Raw genomic sequence first — 15,617 nt, forward strand, 5'->3', positions numbered from 1 at the left:
ATGCCACGCATCGTTGCGAAATTGGGACGATGCGTTCCGTTTTTGCCATCTAATCGTCATCCTGTGCTTACACTATTATTAGTCTCGTTGATACAACGTCTCTCACCGATTAGTTGATGTGTATAAAAGGAGCCATCATGTCTAAACCTTACGTTCGTCTGGATAAAAATGATGCGGCAGTATTACTGGTTGACCACCAGACCGGGCTGCTGTCACTGGTTCGTGATATCGAGCCGGATAAATTCAAGAACAATGTCCTGGCCCTCAGCGATCTGGCTAAATACTTTAAACTACCGACTATTCTGACCACCAGTTTTGAGAATGGCCCTAATGGTCCGCTGGTGCCGGAACTGAAAGAACAGTTCCCTGACGCCCCTTATATCGCTCGTCCCGGCAATATTAACGCCTGGGATAACGAAGATTTCGTTAACGCGGTAAAAGCCACCGGTAAGAAACAGCTGATTATTGCCGGTGTCGTCACTGAAGTCTGCGTGGCCTTCCCGGCGCTGTCGGCGATTGAAGAGGGATTCGACGTCTTTGTGGTGACCGATGCGTCCGGTACTTTTAACCCGATCACCCGTGATGCGGCGTGGGATCGTATGTCGCAGGCGGGCGTGCAGTTAATGTCGTGGTTTGGCGTGGCCTGTGAGCTGCACCGCGACTGGCGCAATGATATCGAAGGATTGGGAACCCTGTTCTCCAACCACATTCCGGACTACCGTAACCTGATGACCAGCTTTAACCTGCTGAGCAAGAAATAAGCAGCTGGCGGCCAGTTTTCAGGCCTGGCCGCCGCTTCAATCAGACGGGATTATTCACTCATCGAGGCGACAGGGCGCGACTTTGCACGTTGATTTTTCAATAGCCGCGTCGCCAGTACGCCCGACATCATCGACCCATTCACATTCAGCGCGGTACGCGCCATATCGACAATTGGCTCAATGGCGATAAAAATGCCGACCAGCGCCACCGGGAAGTTGAGCGTAGACAGGACAATCAACGCCGCAAATGTCCCGCCGCCACCGACGCCTGCGACGCCAATTGAGCCCAGAGCGATAGCCGGAAGTAAGCTTGCTAAAAACGAGAACGACAGTGGGTCGATACCCAGCGTTGGCGCGATCATGGCCACCATGATGGCCGGATAGATCCCGGCGCAGCCGTTTTGCCCCATACTGGAACCAAAGGAGGCGGCAATGTTGGCGATGGTATTCGGCACGCCGAATTTTTCCTGTGCGGTAATCGCTAATGGAATCGAAGCCGCGCTGCTGCGGGAAACAAAGGCGAAGGTAAGCACCGGCCACACCGTTTTAAAGTAGCGCAGAGGATTTTGACCGCTAATAGTCAGCAGAATCGCATGCACGATAAACATCATGGCGACTGCCAGATAACAGGCGGCGATAAAGCCTAGCAGGCTGGTGAATTGCGCTAGCTGATAGGTTGAAAAGACTTTTGCCATCAGTGCGAGGACACCGTATGGCGTCAGCGCTATGACGATACGCACCATCTTCATCACCCAAATTTGAATCGCGTTAATTCCGCTACTTAATTTTTGACCTTCCTCCGGCGCCTCTTTTTTCACCTTTAATAACGCCACGCCGGCCAGCAAGGTAAAGATGACGATGCCGATAACCGATACGCTGCGCGCGCCGGTCAGGTCGAGAAAAATATTTGTCGGGATCAGCGAAGTGACCAGTTGGGGTAGCGAAACGGCTGCGGTTTTGCTGACGTCTTCGGCGGTCAGCGTCGATTGCATATGGCTGAATGCGCTGGCGTCGAGACCGATCAGGTTAGCGGTAAACAGGCCGACCCAACCCGCAATCATTACCAGGCACAGCATGCAGGCAACAATGGTTAGGGACATTCGGCCAATACCGGCGCTATTTTCGAGTTTGTTAATCGCTGACAAAATTGAAATAAAAATCAGCGGTACGGCGACAAGTTTCAGCAAATTAACATAGCCGTTGCCGACGATACTGTACCAGTCAATGACCGTTTTACGTTGTTCGTTGGCAATGAAATGGAGTGATAATCCGAGAAGGGCGCCGAGAAAGATTGCGATAAAAACGCTTTTTGATAACGAGTTGCTTTTTTGGTCGAGTTTAAAAAGTCCCCACGATGCGATTAAAAATAACGCGATATACGCTGACGTAATAAACATAAGATTTGCCTCTTGCCCCATTCAGCACCTGAAATGCCGGAAAGAGATATATTCTAAATTTCTCTAAGGCGGTCAGTAGCCTTAGAACCGCTGGGGATTATAAAGAATTGAATAGCATAAGGCATACTAAAATTGTGGTTTATACCCTGAGTGTTAGCCCTGTCATGTTTTAAAGCGTCCTGAGAGCCATGATCGGAATGCATAGCTCTTATGATAACAATTCGCTTGTCGCCTGAAGGCGCTTTGGTTTGAATGGATATGCAAATAAAACGAGAAAGGATTAATCATGGCTCTTAGTGCTTCGGTCACCACTCGCTCGAAATTGCCGGATGTCGGCACCACGATTTTTACCGTTATCGGCCAGCTTTCAGCGCAGCATAATGCGATTAATCTCTCTCAGGGCGCGCCTAATTTTGCCTGCGACCCACAGCTGGTGGCCGGCGTGACGCAGGCAATGAACGCCGGACATAACCAATACGCGCCAATGACCGGTCTGCGGGCTTTAAAAGAGCGTATCGCTGACAAAATCGCTACGTTATATGGCACGCAATATGATGTCGATAACGAAGTGTTGGTTACCGCCAGCGCCAGCCAGGGGATCTATTCCGCCATTGCCGGGCTGGTGCATGCTGGCGACGAGGTGATTTACTTTGAGCCTTCGTTTGATAGCTATGCCCCGATAGTGCGTCTGCAAGGCGCGACGCCGGTGGCGATTAAGCTCACCGTGCCGGATTTTGCGATTAACTGGGACGAGGTGCGTGCCGCGATTACCCCGCGGACGCGGATGATCATCATTAATACGCCGCATAATCCAAGCGGCCAGGTATTATCCGCCAACGACCTTAATCAACTGGCGATGCTGATCCGCAATACCGATATCGTGGTTTTGTCCGACGAAGTCTACGAGCACGTAGTCTTCGACGGCGAAAAGCATCACGGCATGGCGACCCATCCGCAGCTGGCGGAACGCAGCGTGATTATCTCTTCCTTCGGTAAGACTTACCACGTGACCGGCTGGCGCGTTGGCTACTGCGTGGCGCCGGCGGCGCTGATGGATGAGATCTGCAAGGTACATCAGTTTCTGATGTTTTCTGCCGATACGCCGATGCAGTACGCTTTCGCAGAGCATATGCAGAATCCGGCTTCATGGCTGTCGCTGGCCGCTTTTTATCAGCAAAAGCGTGATTTGCTCCAGCAACTGCTGCAAGACTCGCCGTTCCGTTTATTGCCGAGCGCCGGCTCTTTCTTCATGCTGGCGGACTATCGCCATTTCAGCGATGAGCATGACAGTGAGATGGTTAAGCGGCTGATTACCGAATACGGCGTCGCCACGATTCCGCTATCGGCATTTTATACCGATGGCACTGATAACAAACTGATTCGGCTCTCTTTTGCCAAAGATGAAGCCACATTGCGGGCCGGCGCCCAGGCGCTGTGCCGCGTTAAGCCGCGTTAAGGAGCCTGATGATGAAAATAAAAGCCCTAACTCTTGCTTTGGGAATGCTGTGTACCGTTTCAAGCTTTGCCGCCAGCGAGTTACGCTACGGCGTGGAGGCGGAATATCCGCCGTTCGAAAGCCGCAATCCGGCAGGGGAGTTGCAGGGTTTTGATATTGACCTCGGCAACGCGATTTGTCAGGCCGCGCAGTTGAAGTGCAGTTGGGTCGAAACTTCCTTTGATGCCCTCATTCCGGGGCTGGTAGCGAAGAAATTCGACGCGATTAATTCGGCGATGAACATTACCGAACAGCGGCGCAAGAGTATTGATTTCACCCAGCCGATCTACCGTATTCCTTCACAACTGGTGGGCAAGGCCGACAGCGGTATGCAGGCGACGCCGGAAGGGCTGAAGGGCAAAACCATCGGCGTGCTACAGGGCTCGATTCAGGAGACCTTTGCCAAGGAGCACTGGGAAAAACACGGCGTCACGGTGGTTTCCTACAAAGACCAGAACATGGCGTGGGCCGATCTGCTTAACGGCCGTATCGACGCCTCGCTGGTGATGTCTGCCGCCGGCCAGGCCGGATTCCTCAGTAAGCCGCAGGGTAAGGGATTCGGCTTTATCGGTAAGCCGGTGGCTGATGATACGATTCTGGGTAGTGGTATTGGCTACGGCTTGCGCAAGGGCGATGAGGCAACTAAAAAACAGCTCGACGCGGCAATTGATAAAGTGCGCGCCGACGGCACTATCACCCGTCTGGCGGCAAAGTACTTCCCCGGTATCGACGTTAGTGTGAAATAATTTTTATTTGCGGCTCTTTGCGCAGCAAAGAGCCGCCCGCATTACATCAGTACCACCGGTTTGATGACTTTACCGGAAGCTGAATCTGCGAAAGCCTGATTAATCTCTTCGAGCGGATAGAACTCGATAAGCTTATCAATGGGGAATTTCCCTTGTTTATAAAACTGTACCAGCTGCGGAATAAACAGCTGCGGTACAGCGTCGCCTTCAATGACTCCAATCAATGATTTACCTTCCGCCATCAGATCGTTTTGCACATTAAAGGTGATATCGCCGGTAAAGCCGACGACCGCCACCGTGCCTAACGGCTTAATCGCGTGGATCGCCTGCAGGACGATGGCGGCGACGCCGGTCGTTTCGATGGCGTAGTGCGCCCCTTTGCCGGTCAGTTGGCGAATGACCGCAACGCTATCTTCCTGTTTGCCATCGATCACGTGGGTTGCGCCGAGTTCACGTGCCAGCTCAAGGCGATTGGCATGAATATCGACGGCGATGATTTGGCTACAGCCGGTAAGCTTTGCGGCCATAATGGCGCTTAAACCAACCGCGCCGCAGCCGAATACCACCAGCGACTCCCCGGCAACCGGTTTAAGTCGATTCAACACCGTCCCGCTGCCGGTTTGAATTCCGCAACCCAGCGGACCAAGAAGCGAAAGTTCGACTTCACGGTCGACAACAATAGCATTCGTCGCTTTGGTGACCACATACTGACTAAACGAAGATTGGCCAAAGAAAACGGATAATTCTTGATCATCAAGACGATATGGGGTGGAGCCATCGTCTAAGCGTCCACCAAAGTTTAAGTCATTGAAACTTTCGCACGCGGAAGGATGGTTGGTGAGGCAGTTTTCGCAGCGATGGCAGGCGGCGTAGCTCAGTACTACATGATCGCCAATTTCGACCCCACGAACGGCATCACCGACGTTAACCACGATACCGGCGCCTTCGTGGCCCAGAATGGCCGGCATCGGCAGGATCCCGGCGTTATCGCGGATCACCGCGTCGGTATGACAGACGCCGGTAGCGACAATTTTTACCATCACTTCGTCTTTTTTAGGGGCGCTAACCTGAATATTTTTAATGCTGAATGGCTGTTGATAACCCAACGTCACGGCGGCTTTTACTTTCATTAGATACTCCTGACATTTTTCCCTGGAGAATAGAGATTACACCTGGTGTGATGAAAATTTATCCTGTTCGTGCTGAAAATAAACAAAACGCGGGTAAAAATGGGTAGGTATCGCATCAGTGTGTGTTCGCCAAAACAGGTCAGCGATAGCGATCGTATGGCGGTTATTCAGTCTGTTCCGGTGGACATCTTTTTTTTCATGCTTTTCGCCTGCCAACAATTGGATTATCAATCATTTTTGTCTAGAGTGAGCGGAATTCACGACGCAGATGTTTGCAACGTTGCGTATCCGTCGAACTCTTAAAAAGGACGCTTTTCCAGGCATGAACCGCAGACGTTTTCTTAAATCATCCATGGCTGTTGCCGCCGTATGCGGAACGTCAGGAGTCGCCTCGTTATTCACTAAAGCGGCTTTCGCCGCGGATTCCGCTATCGCCGATGGTCAGACGCGCCGCTTTGATTTTTCCGTGCTGCAGGCGATGGCTCATGACTTAGCCCGCCAGCCGTGGGGCGGAGCGCCGCGCGACCTGCCGCCGACGCTGGCGAATCTGACCCCTCAGGCCTATAACAGCATCCAGTATGATGCGGCGCATTCGCTGTGGAATAACGTTGAAGAGCGCAAGCTGGATATCCAGTTTTTCCATGTTGGTATGGGTTTCCGCCGCCGGGTGCGTATGTTCTCGCTGGACTCCCAGTCTCAGCAGGCGCGGGAGATACACTTCCGTCCGGAGCTGTTCCAGTACAACGACGCCGGCGTTGATACCAAACAGCTGGAAGGGCAGACCGATCTCGGTTTCGCCGGTTTTCGCGTGTTTAAGGCGCCTGAACTGGCGCGCCGCGATATCGTCGCTTTCCTGGGCGCCAGCTACTTCCGCGCGGTCGACAGCACTTATCAGTACGGCCTGTCGGCGCGCGGTCTTGCCGTCGACACCTTTACCGATACGCCGGAAGAGTTCCCGGATTTCACGTCATTCTGGTTTGAAACCGTCAAACCTGGCGCGACGGTGTTCACCGTCTACGCGCTGCTCGATAGTCCGAGCGTCACCGGTGCCTATAAGTTCACCGTGAATTGCCAGGAAACGCAGGTGATCATGGATGTCGAAAATCATCTCTATGCGCGCAAGGACATTAAGCAGTTGGGTATTGCGCCAATGACCAGCATGTTCAGCTGCGGTAATAACGAGCGCCGGATGTGCGATACCATCCACCCGCAAATCCACGATTCTGACCGCCTGTCGATGTGGCGCGGCAACGGCGAGTGGATTTGCCGTCCGCTGAATAATCCGCAAAAACTGCAGTTCAACGCGTTCCAGGATAAAAACCCGAAAGGTTTTGGCCTGCTGCAGCTGGATCGCGATTTCAGTCATTATCAGGACGTGATGGGCTGGTATAACAAGCGCCCGAGCCTGTGGGTGGAGCCACGTAATCAGTGGGGTAAAGGCGCCGTTAGCCTGATGGAAATCCCGACCACCGGTGAAACGTTGGATAATATCGTCTGCTTCTGGCAGCCGGAAAAACCGGTAAAAGCGGGTGATGAACTGGACTTTAGCTACCGCTTGTACTGGAGCGCGCAGCCGCCGGTGCGCTCGCCGGTGGCGCGAGTGCTGGCGACACGCACCGGAATGGGCGGATTCCCGGAAGGATGGGCGCCGGGTGAACACTATCCGGACAAATGGGCGCGTCGTTTCGCCATCGACTTTGTCGGCGGCGACCTGAAAGCTGCGGCGCCGAAAGGTATTGAGCCGGTGATTACGCTCTCCAGCGGCGAGGCTAAGCAGGTAGAGATCCTCTACGTCGAGCCGTTTGACGGCTATCGTATACTCTTTGACTGGTATCCGACTTCAGATTCCACCGATCCGGTGGAGATGCGCATGTTCCTGCGCTGTCGCGGCGACGCTATCAGCGAAACCTGGCTGTATCAGTACTTCCCGCCAGCGGCGGATCGGCGTAACTACGTTGATGACCGGATTATGAAATAACCCAGGCCGTCGCTACCCGCCCGCGGTGCGCTACTGCGGGCGTTGTTGTTTATCAGTGAGATATTGTCATGACTGGCGAAAACAGCCCCACCATCGAAACTATCCCGGTCAACGAACAGCTGGAGCTGCGTGCGGTTGACGAACGTTACGTCAGTGAGCTACATCAACTGGTGCTCAAAAACCGTAATTGGCTGCAGCATACGTTAAGCTGGCCTGCGGAGGTGCTGAGTGAAGATGAAACCCGGCGCCACGTGCAGGGAAACGTGATGCTGCACCAGCGCGGTTATGCAAAAATGTTCCTGCTGTTTTTACAGGGGCAGATGATCGGCGTTCTGTCATTTAACCAGATAGAACCATTGAATAAGACGGCCTATATCGGTTACTGGATCGATCAAAGCCATCAGGGGCAGGGACTGTTGTCGCAGGCGTTACAGGCATTTATCCATCATTATGCGCAAACGGGCGTCGTGCGCCGTTTCGTGATTAAATGCCGGGTCGCCAACCAGCGCAGTAATCAGGTGGCGCTGCGTAATGGTTTCGAACTGGAAGGTTGTCTGAAGCAGGCCGAGTTTTTAAATGGCGCGTATGACGATCAGAATATCTACGCGCGGATTATCGACCCGCAATAATCGGCTATAGCGAACCCAGCAGCGGTGTGCGGGTGATATGCTCGTCGCCGCTGACGATTTTGCGCCCGCGAAGATGAATTCTGTCACCCTCCAGCGCTTCGATACAGGCGTTACCGCAGATTTCTACCTGATGTTCGATAATCACATCGCCTCGAATCGTCGCGTGCCCTTCGATAAGGACCTCGTCATCCAGCAGAATGGGGCCGCCGAGAAGATGGGCGTGCCCGCCGACCATCACACGATGTTTTAACAAGCAGTTGCCTTCGACCACGGCGTTTTCGCCCACCTGGGAACTGTAGCGCAGGGTTGGGATCTGATCCTCGCCGCGCCCGGCGACCAGCCGCGCGCAATCGTAGACCCGGGCGTTGTCACATATCCATACGTCGTTATCTTCATTACCTTCAATACGCGCGTTATCGAACACTTCGGCACGGTGTTCAACAAAAGCGTGCTCAACCACGGCATCGCCGTAAATTTGCGCCTGGTGAACAATCCGTGAGGCGCTAACCGTAGCGCGCTGATAAATTTGCAGCACTTTATCGGTATCAGAGGTGAGTCCCTGAGCGGCAATCACCAGACAGTGGGGGAGAATACGCGCCTGGTCGGCGATTCGACAGACGCCGCGAATTTGTGAATGTCTTATTGTGACGTTGTCACTTATTCTGGCGCCGTGACTTGCCTGAACGTTATCAAGCCAGGCGTTATCGCTAATTGTCGCCCCGTGGCTTATTACACAGGTGCCGGTCAGGCGGGCGTTGTCGTCAACGCGCGCGCCAGCGAAGACGACGCTGTTGGCATCATATATCCAGCAGTCGCCGCCCTGGCTTAACGCGGCTTCATCATCGAGCCAGCCGCCTTCGCTACCCGCCTTAACGTCTGAGAAATCAATCAGCGCCACGATTTGCCGCAGAGTTACGCTATGTTTAATCCCGTCTTCTTCAAACTGATACAGGCGGACGTGGTCGCTCAGACGATATTTCTTCATCAGTATTTCTCTTTACCGTTGGTTAACACAAACATAGCAAAAATCTCCGTAGCGCGTTTTATAAGGTTCCTTTAAAATGCAACTTCAAATTAAATTGAAAGTTTAATTAAAATGAATAAAAACGCAGCGAGCGGCCAGGTGCTGAATCTACCGGCTGGCTATTTTGGTATGGTGCTGGGAATTATCGGCATGGGGTTCGCCTGGCGCTATGCCAGCACTCTCTGGCCGGTGAGCATGCTTATTGGCGATGCGCTGGTGGTGCTGGCGACGGGGATCTGGGCGCTATTGATGTTAGCGTTTATTGCACGGGCGATTCGTTTCCCGTGGAGCGTGCTGCAGGAGATGCGTCATCCGGTGGCCAGCAGTTTTGTCAGTTTGCTCCCGGCGACAACGCTGTTGGTGGCAATCGGATTTGTCCCCTGGTACCGACCGTTATCGCTGGCGTTATTTGCTGCGGGCGTTACGCTGCAGCTTTGCTATGCGGCCTGGCAGAGCGCGGGGCTGTGGCGGGGTAAACATCCGCAAGAGGCAACGACGCCCGGTTTATATCTGCCGACCGTCGCCAACAATTTTATCAGCGCCATGGCCTGCGGTGCGCTGGGGTTTAATGATGCCGGACTGGCGTTTCTCGGCGCTGGCGTCTTTTCCTGGCTCAGCCTGGAGCCGGTTATCCTGCAGCGGCTGCGCAGCAACGGCGAGCTACCGGCGGCGTTGCGGACATCGTTGGGCATCCAACTGGCGCCGGCGCTGGTGGCCTGTAGCGCGTGGCTCAGCGTCAACGGCGGTGAAGCCGATACGTTTGCCAAAATGCTGTTTGGTTACGGTCTGCTGCAATTGCTGTTTATGCTGCGCCTGATGCCGTGGTATCTGCAGCAGCCGTTTAATGCTTCATTCTGGAGCTTCTCGTTCGGGATTTCCGCACTGGCGACCACCGGCCTGCATTTGGGGCACGGTGAGCAGCAAGGTTTTTTCCATACGCTGGCGATCCCCTTATTTATTTTTAGCAACCTGATTATCGGCCTGCTGCTGCTGCGTACCTTTCTGCTGCTGGTGCGAGGTAAACTGTTCATTCGCGTAGACCGTGCCACTTTATTGCCAAACAAGGATTAATCATGACGACTCGTGACGAAAACTACTTTACTGAAAAATATGGCCTGACGCGCACCCACTCAGAAGTAGTGTATGCCGCCTCGCTGATGCAGCCGGGACAGACGCTCGACCTTGGTTGTGGCAATGGACGAAACAGCCTGTATCTGGCAGCGAAAGGTTACAACGTCACGGCGTGGGATAAAAATCCCATGAGTATCGATAATCTGGAGAACATTCGTCAGGCTGAAGGGCTGGAGAACCTGCAGACGGCGATTAAGAACCTGAATACGCTGAGCTTTGATGGCGAGTATGATTTTATTCTTTCTACCGTGGTGATGATGTTCCTGGAAGCCAAAACCATCCCTGGTCTTATCGCCAACATGCAGCGCTGCACTAAGTCTGGCGGCTATAACCTGATTGTTGCCGCCATGGATACCGAAGATTACCCCTGTACCGTGGGCTTCCCGTTCGCCTTCAAACCTGAAGAACTGCGTGACTATTATGCTGGCTGGCAGTTCCTCAAGTACAACGAAGACGTCGGCGAACTGCACCGCACCGACGCCAGCGGCAACCGCATCAAGCTACGCTTCGCCACGATGCTGGCGCGTAAACCGGCTTAAACCGCCGCCAGAAGGCACAGCTGCAGGGCGGTTAGATAGGAGGCCTCAAAGGCGCGCAGCGGCAAAAATTCGAATTTCGAATGGAAATTATGCGCGCCGGTGAAGAAGTTCGGCGTCAGCAGACCCTTTGCCGATAGCGCTGCGCCGTCGGTACCGCCGCGCATCGGCGTGGGTTTTGGCGTTATACCGAGGCTTTCCATCGCGGTGAACATCAGGTCAATAGCCCGGCGGTCTTCTCCAATGGCGTTGCTGATATTGCTGTAAGTATCGCTTATCGTGAATTCAACTCTGGCAGTGGGGTACTGGGCGGCGATTTTCTCCGCCACTTCGCCAATCTGTTGTTTGCGGCGGTTAAAGCTGTCCAGATCGAAATCGCGAATGTTGGCCTGCAACCGTGTGCTGTTCTGGTCGCCATGAATACCGTTAAACCACACGTAGCCTTCGCGCCCGGCGGTATGTTCCGGCGTCTGCTGGCGGTCGAAATGGCTCATAAAGTCGGTTGCCATTAACACCGGGTTAACTAATACGCCTTTGGCGGACATCGGGTGCGCCGTGACGCCGGTAAACCGTATCTCCGCAGAGGCGGCGTTGAAGTTTTCATAAACGAGCTCGCCCAGTTCGCAGCAGTCGATGGTCCAGGCAAAATCGACGGCGAAACGCGAGAGATCCAGCGCTTTTGCCCCGCGAAGACCCACTTCTTCGTCCGGGACGAACGCCACGACGATACCGCCATGCTTATGTTCGGCGGTCAGGTTTTCCAGCAGCGTCATGACAACGGTCACCGCCGCTTTGTTATCGGCGCCCAGTACGCTGGTGCCGTCGCTGAAAATAATCTCTTCATCACGATAGGCCAGGATTTCCGGATGCTCGTCAACCCGCAGCCAGATTTGCTGTTCCGAATTAAGACAGAGATCTTCACCAGTAAATCGCAGAATTTGCGGATGAATATCCGGCGACAGCCCGACATCAACGGTATCAATGTGCGTGATAAAGCCGATCCGCGGCGCCCCGGGGACGGTGCCTTTTTTTACCGCCGTGACGGTCGCATGCTCGTCGACAACGATATCGTCAAGGCCAAACTGACGTAGCTCGTCGGCTAACGCCTGCGCCATCTGATGTTGTCCGGGCGTCGTGGGTAACGTGGTTGCTCGTGGATCGCTTTGGCTGGTGATAGCCAGATAGCGAAAGAAGCGCTGGGTTAATTGTCTGGTTAAGGGCGAGGCCATAGTGATTCCTTCTTAATTTATTATTTCGGGTGTTTGCAATCTGGCTTTAGTGTTATCTATGGGCAATAAAACAAAAAGCTATTCATTAGTCAAAAAATGAAAAGGGAAACGCATGCAACGCACATCTACTTCAATAGCTCTGACGATAGCGGCATTAGCGGTGAGTTCCGCTGTGAATGCGAAAACACTGGTTTATTGCTCTGAAGGCTCGCCGGAAAACTTTAATCCGCAGCTTTATACTTCCGGGACCAGCGTCGATGCCAGCGCGGTACCGATATATAACCGGCTGGTGGACTTTAAAGTTGGCACCACGGAATTGCAGCCCAGCCTGGCGGAAAGCTGGGAGGTGAGCGACGATGGCAAAGTTTATACTTTCCACTTACGCAAGGGCGTTAAATTCCAAAGTAATAAGTATTTTAAACCGACCCGTGATTTTAATGCCGATGACGTTATTTTTTCCTTTATGCGGCAAAAGGATCCGAATAACCCTTATCATAATGTCTCTAATGGCAACTACTCCAATTTCGAAAGCCTCGAGTTTGGTTCGTTAATTACCGCAATTGATAAACCAGATGAATATACGGTGCGTTTTACCCTCGCGCACCCCGAGGCGCCTTTTGTCGCTGACCTCGGTTGGTATTTTGCTTCAATCCTCTCTGCGGAATATGCTGATGCGATGCTGAAAGCCGGTACCCCGCAGCGTGTTGATATGGATCCCATCGGCACCGGGCCGTTTAAGCTGGCGCAATATCAAAAAGATTCGCGGATTTTGTTTACCGCATTTCCTGATTACTGGCAGGGAAAAGCGAAAATCGATCGTTTAATATTCAGTATCACGCCTGATGCCTCAGTGCGTTACGCTAAGCTCGAGAAAAATGAGTGTCAGGTCATGCCTTTCCCTAATCCCGCCGATTTACCGCGGATGAAAGATAATCCGCAGATCAATCTGATGAGCAAAGCCGGGCTTAATACCGGTTTCCTCGCCTTCAACACCCAGAAAGCGCCGCTGGATAACGTTAAGGTGCGCCAGGCGTTGGCCATGGCGATCAATAAACCGGCAATTATCGACGCGGTGTTCCACGGTACCGGGACAGTAGCGAAAAACCTGCTGCCGCCTGGCGTCTGGAGTGCCGATGCCGACCTGCAGGACTACAGCTGGGACCTGGAAAAAGCCAAAGCGCTGCTGCGTGAATCCGGCGTGAAGAGCCCCATTACCATCGACCTGTGGGCGATGCCGGTTCAGCGTCCTTATAACCCAAATGCGAAACGAATGGCGGAAATGATCCAGGCCGATTGGGCTAAAATCGGCGTGCAGACCAAAATCACCACCTATGAATGGGGCGAATACCTTAAGCGGGTGAAAGACGGCGAGCATCAGGCGGCGTTGATGGGCTGGACTACCGCGACCGGCGACCCGGATAACTTCTTTGGCCCATTATTTACCTGTCAGTCGGCCAACGGCGGTTCTAATTCGGCGAAATGGTGCTACGCGCCGTTTGATAAAATTATCGCCGAAGCCAAAACCATCACCGACAGGCCGCAACGAGAAGCCTTGTATAAACAGGCGCAGCAGATGATGCACGATCAAATGCCGGCCGTGATGATTGCGCACTCAACTATTTTTGAGCCGGTTAATAAATCGGTGATCGGGTATGAAATCGACCCTTTTGGTAAACATATTTTTTATCAAGTGGACGTAAAATAAACATCGTAAATAAATCCGCCGCGTTGGCGGATTTATTTTTTGCAAGGAGTTGACGGACCACCTTTTTTGTCACAAAACTTAGCGTGGGAATTTGTTATAAATCTTGCCGACAAACTGCATTTACAGGGATCATCCATGCGTACAAAAATGTTATTTAAAGTAGCCGCTCTGGCCGGGCTACTGGCATTAACCGGTTGTGCATCTAAACTGGCGCAACCGGATCAGTATTCCGGGTTCTTAAAAGATTACTCTAAGTTAAAAGAGACTACCTCGGCTTCCGGCAAACCAGAGCTGCGCTGGATCTCCCCGGACTACAATCCGAACAACTATGACAATGTTGTTTATCGTCCAATCACCTACTACCCGGTGCCGAAACCAACGACTCAGGTAGGGGAGAAAGCGCTGCAGGACATCCTCAATTACACCAACAAGCAGATGAAACAGGCCATCAGCGAACGTAAACCGTTGGCGACCACGGCTGGCCCTCGCAGCCTGATTTTCCGCGGCGCCATCACCGGTGTTGATACCAGTAAAGAAGGGCTGCAGTTCTATGAAGTGATCCCGGTAGCGATGATTGTCGCGGGTACCCAGGCGGCAACCGGCCATCGCACGATGGACACGAATCTCTACTTCGAAGGCGAACTGATCGACGCGAAGACTAATAAGCCGGTTATTAAGGTTGTGCGTAAGGGCGAAGGTAAAACGCTGTCTAATGAGAGCACGCCGCTAACCGCTGATACGTTGAAGCAGGTGATTGATGACATGGCGATCGACGCGGTGAAATTCGACCCGTCGCAGAAGTAATTGATGCGTTAAGCCCGTCTGGCGCGATGCCTGACGGGCTTATTATCAGGCCAGCCGGCGGCGCATAAATAGCTGCTCGGGGCGGGCGAACATCACCAGATTTCCTACCAGTATTAACGCAAGACCTATCACCGCGTTGCTATGCCAGATGTAACCTTCATAGAAGGTGGAGATAGTTAATGCCACCAACGGGAAAAGCAGCGTGCTATAGGCCGCTTTACTGGCGCCGATACGTCCTACCAGGGTGAAATAAGCGCCGAACGCGATCACCGAACCGAACAACGCCAGATACAGCAGGGCGCCCATATAACTCCAGGTCCACTGTGGCATAAAGTTATCGCCGCGCAGCAGCGCGATCGCGCCCATCACCAGCGTGCCGTAAAACATGGCCCAGCTATTGGTGGTCAATGTCTCAAGCCCGCGGCGCTGGTGGCGAATACTCAGCATATTGCCCAATGAAAAACCGTACGTTCCCAGGGCGCTCAGGCCGATTCCCCACAGTAGCGACGCGTTCAGACCATTGGCGAGGAGATCGTCCCAGAAGAGGGTGACGATTCCGGCGAGCCCCAGCGCCGCCGCCAGCCAAAAGCGCCCCGGCGGCTGCTGGCGGAAGAAAATAAAGCTGTTGATCGCGTTAAATAATACCGCCATCGAAAAGATCACCGACTCAAGGCCGGTATTGATATGCGCCGCGGCGGTATAAAAACACCAGAAGTTAAAGCAAAAGACGCAGCAGCCTTGCAGCATGCAAAACAGATGATCGCGCATTGCCAGCGGGCGCAGACGCCGGGTAATCAGCAAAATTGTCAGCATGGTGACGCTGGCGACGGCAAAACGCCAGAAAATTGACACCGGCGCGGCAACGGGCCCCTGTTGTAAAAAGATAGCAATCCATGTGGTACCCCAGATAACCACCACCAGCCCGTAGAGTAATGCGTTCAAAATGTCTCTCCTGTTAATATGCCTGGCGTGAGTGTGCGGTTTTTCCGGGCAAAGCGCTGTCACCTTTTTGTTGCCGACTTGCAAAATCTTGCGCTTATTTTTCACAAGCT

The 15,617-nt window shown here is 53.2% G+C and carries 14 protein-coding genes; 9 read left to right on the top strand and 5 right to left on the bottom strand.

Annotated features, from left to right (window positions below; translation table 11 throughout):
- Positions 1-137 precede the first annotated feature (137 nt).
- Positions 138-761, top strand: a complete 624-nt coding sequence (gene ycaC, locus AC22LX_RS01080; protein ID WP_015366381.1) for an isochorismate family cysteine hydrolase YcaC — start codon at positions 138-140, stop codon at positions 759-761.
- 50 nt (positions 762-811) lie between these two features.
- On the opposite strand, the gene AC22LX_RS01085 is transcribed toward ycaC, so the two are convergent.
- Positions 812-2,158 (bottom strand): L-cystine transporter, encoded by a 1,347-nt coding sequence (locus AC22LX_RS01085; protein WP_045393963.1) that lies wholly within the window; start codon positions 2,156-2,158, stop codon positions 812-814.
- A gap of 286 nt (positions 2,159-2,444) precedes the next feature.
- On the opposite strand from AC22LX_RS01085, the gene AC22LX_RS01090 reads away from it, so the two are divergent.
- Entirely contained in the window at positions 2,445-3,614 is a 1,170-nt protein-coding gene (locus AC22LX_RS01090) for a pyridoxal phosphate-dependent aminotransferase (protein WP_045393965.1), read from the top strand.
- Between the two features lie 11 nt (positions 3,615-3,625).
- Positions 3,626-4,399 carry an ABC transporter substrate-binding protein gene (locus AC22LX_RS01095; RefSeq protein WP_015366384.1) on the top strand — a complete coding sequence of 258 codons (774 nt, stop codon included), beginning with the start codon at positions 3,626-3,628 and terminating at the stop codon, positions 4,397-4,399.
- 41 nt (positions 4,400-4,440) lie between these two features.
- Here the strand turns inward: AC22LX_RS01095 and AC22LX_RS01100 are convergent, their stop codons facing one another.
- Positions 4,441-5,529: an NAD(P)-dependent alcohol dehydrogenase gene (locus tag AC22LX_RS01100; RefSeq protein ID WP_045393968.1), complete on the bottom strand. Its 1,089-nt coding sequence runs from the start codon at positions 5,527-5,529 to the stop codon at positions 4,441-4,443.
- A 322-nt stretch (positions 5,530-5,851) separates the two neighbouring features.
- Here AC22LX_RS01100 and AC22LX_RS01105 point away from each other — a divergent pair, with 322 nt between their 5' ends.
- Both AC22LX_RS01105 and rimL read left to right on the top strand, forming a co-directional pair.
- Positions 5,852-7,507: a glucan biosynthesis protein gene (locus tag AC22LX_RS01105; RefSeq protein ID WP_487333676.1), complete on the top strand. Its 1,656-nt coding sequence runs from the start codon at positions 5,852-5,854 to the stop codon at positions 7,505-7,507.
- A 68-nt stretch (positions 7,508-7,575) separates the two neighbouring features.
- A complete protein-coding gene (gene rimL / locus AC22LX_RS01110) occupies positions 7,576-8,136 on the top strand; it encodes a 50S ribosomal protein L7/L12-serine acetyltransferase (protein WP_045393973.1) in 561 nt (186 codons plus the stop codon).
- A 4-nt stretch (positions 8,137-8,140) separates the two neighbouring features.
- Here the strand turns inward: rimL and ydcK are convergent, their stop codons facing one another.
- Positions 8,141-9,121, bottom strand: a complete 981-nt coding sequence (gene ydcK, locus AC22LX_RS01115) for a YdcK family protein (protein ID WP_487333677.1) — start codon at positions 9,119-9,121, stop codon at positions 8,141-8,143.
- A gap of 111 nt (positions 9,122-9,232) precedes the next feature.
- Between ydcK and tehA the strand changes: the two genes are divergently transcribed.
- On the top strand, positions 9,233-10,231 hold the full coding sequence (tehA, locus tag AC22LX_RS01120; RefSeq protein WP_487333678.1) for a dicarboxylate transporter/tellurite-resistance protein TehA: 999 nt from the start codon (positions 9,233-9,235) through the stop codon (positions 10,229-10,231).
- Positions 10,232-10,233: 2 nt separating this feature from the next.
- Positions 10,234-10,830, top strand: a complete 597-nt coding sequence (gene tehB, locus AC22LX_RS01125) for a tellurite resistance methyltransferase TehB (protein WP_045393980.1) — start codon at positions 10,234-10,236, stop codon at positions 10,828-10,830.
- On the opposite strand, the gene pepT is transcribed toward tehB, so the two are convergent.
- Entirely contained in the window at positions 10,827-12,056 is a 1,230-nt protein-coding gene (gene pepT / locus AC22LX_RS01130; protein ID WP_487333679.1) for a peptidase T, read from the bottom strand. The genes tehB and pepT overlap by 4 nt on opposite strands.
- 112 nt (positions 12,057-12,168) lie before the next feature.
- On the opposite strand from pepT, the gene AC22LX_RS01135 reads away from it, so the two are divergent.
- Together AC22LX_RS01135 and AC22LX_RS01140 are read left to right on the top strand one after the other, a co-directional pair.
- Positions 12,169-13,761, top strand: coding sequence for an ABC transporter substrate-binding protein (locus tag AC22LX_RS01135; protein ID WP_487333680.1), 1,593 nt, complete (start codon positions 12,169-12,171; stop codon positions 13,759-13,761).
- A 135-nt stretch (positions 13,762-13,896) separates the two neighbouring features.
- Positions 13,897-14,565 carry a DUF3313 domain-containing protein gene (locus tag AC22LX_RS01140; RefSeq protein ID WP_045393989.1) on the top strand — a complete coding sequence of 223 codons (669 nt, stop codon included), beginning with the start codon at positions 13,897-13,899 and terminating at the stop codon, positions 14,563-14,565.
- A 45-nt stretch (positions 14,566-14,610) separates the two neighbouring features.
- Here AC22LX_RS01140 and AC22LX_RS01145 read toward each other — a convergent pair whose 3' ends face one another.
- Positions 14,611-15,507 carry a DMT family transporter gene (locus AC22LX_RS01145; protein WP_047048775.1) on the bottom strand — a complete coding sequence of 299 codons (897 nt, stop codon included), beginning with the start codon at positions 15,505-15,507 and terminating at the stop codon, positions 14,611-14,613.
- Positions 15,508-15,617 lie beyond the last annotated feature (110 nt).

This window comes from Klebsiella sp. PK01, from assembly GCF_057624675.1.

Excerpts from the sequence above, each read along its gene's own strand:
- ycaC (WP_015366381.1), top strand. The coding sequence starts at position 138 with ATGTCTAAACCTTACGTTCGTCTGGATAAAAATGATGCGGCAGTATTA.
- AC22LX_RS01085 (WP_045393963.1), bottom strand. The coding sequence starts at position 2,158 with ATGTTTATTACGTCAGCGTATATCGCGTTATTTTTAATCGCATCGTGG.
- AC22LX_RS01090 (WP_045393965.1), top strand. The coding sequence starts at position 2,445 with ATGGCTCTTAGTGCTTCGGTCACCACTCGCTCGAAATTGCCGGATGTC.
- AC22LX_RS01095 (WP_015366384.1), top strand. The coding sequence starts at position 3,626 with ATGAAAATAAAAGCCCTAACTCTTGCTTTGGGAATGCTGTGTACCGTT.
- AC22LX_RS01100 (WP_045393968.1), bottom strand. The coding sequence starts at position 5,529 with ATGAAAGTAAAAGCCGCCGTGACGTTGGGTTATCAACAGCCATTCAGC.
- AC22LX_RS01105 (WP_487333676.1), top strand. The coding sequence starts at position 5,852 with ATGAACCGCAGACGTTTTCTTAAATCATCCATGGCTGTTGCCGCCGTA.
- rimL (WP_045393973.1), top strand. The coding sequence starts at position 7,576 with ATGACTGGCGAAAACAGCCCCACCATCGAAACTATCCCGGTCAACGAA.
- ydcK (WP_487333677.1), bottom strand. The coding sequence starts at position 9,121 with ATGAAGAAATATCGTCTGAGCGACCACGTCCGCCTGTATCAGTTTGAA.
- tehA (WP_487333678.1), top strand. The coding sequence starts at position 9,233 with ATGAATAAAAACGCAGCGAGCGGCCAGGTGCTGAATCTACCGGCTGGC.
- tehB (WP_045393980.1), top strand. The coding sequence starts at position 10,234 with ATGACGACTCGTGACGAAAACTACTTTACTGAAAAATATGGCCTGACG.
- pepT (WP_487333679.1), bottom strand. The coding sequence starts at position 12,056 with ATGGCCTCGCCCTTAACCAGACAATTAACCCAGCGCTTCTTTCGCTAT.
- AC22LX_RS01135 (WP_487333680.1), top strand. The coding sequence starts at position 12,169 with ATGCAACGCACATCTACTTCAATAGCTCTGACGATAGCGGCATTAGCG.
- AC22LX_RS01140 (WP_045393989.1), top strand. The coding sequence starts at position 13,897 with ATGCGTACAAAAATGTTATTTAAAGTAGCCGCTCTGGCCGGGCTACTG.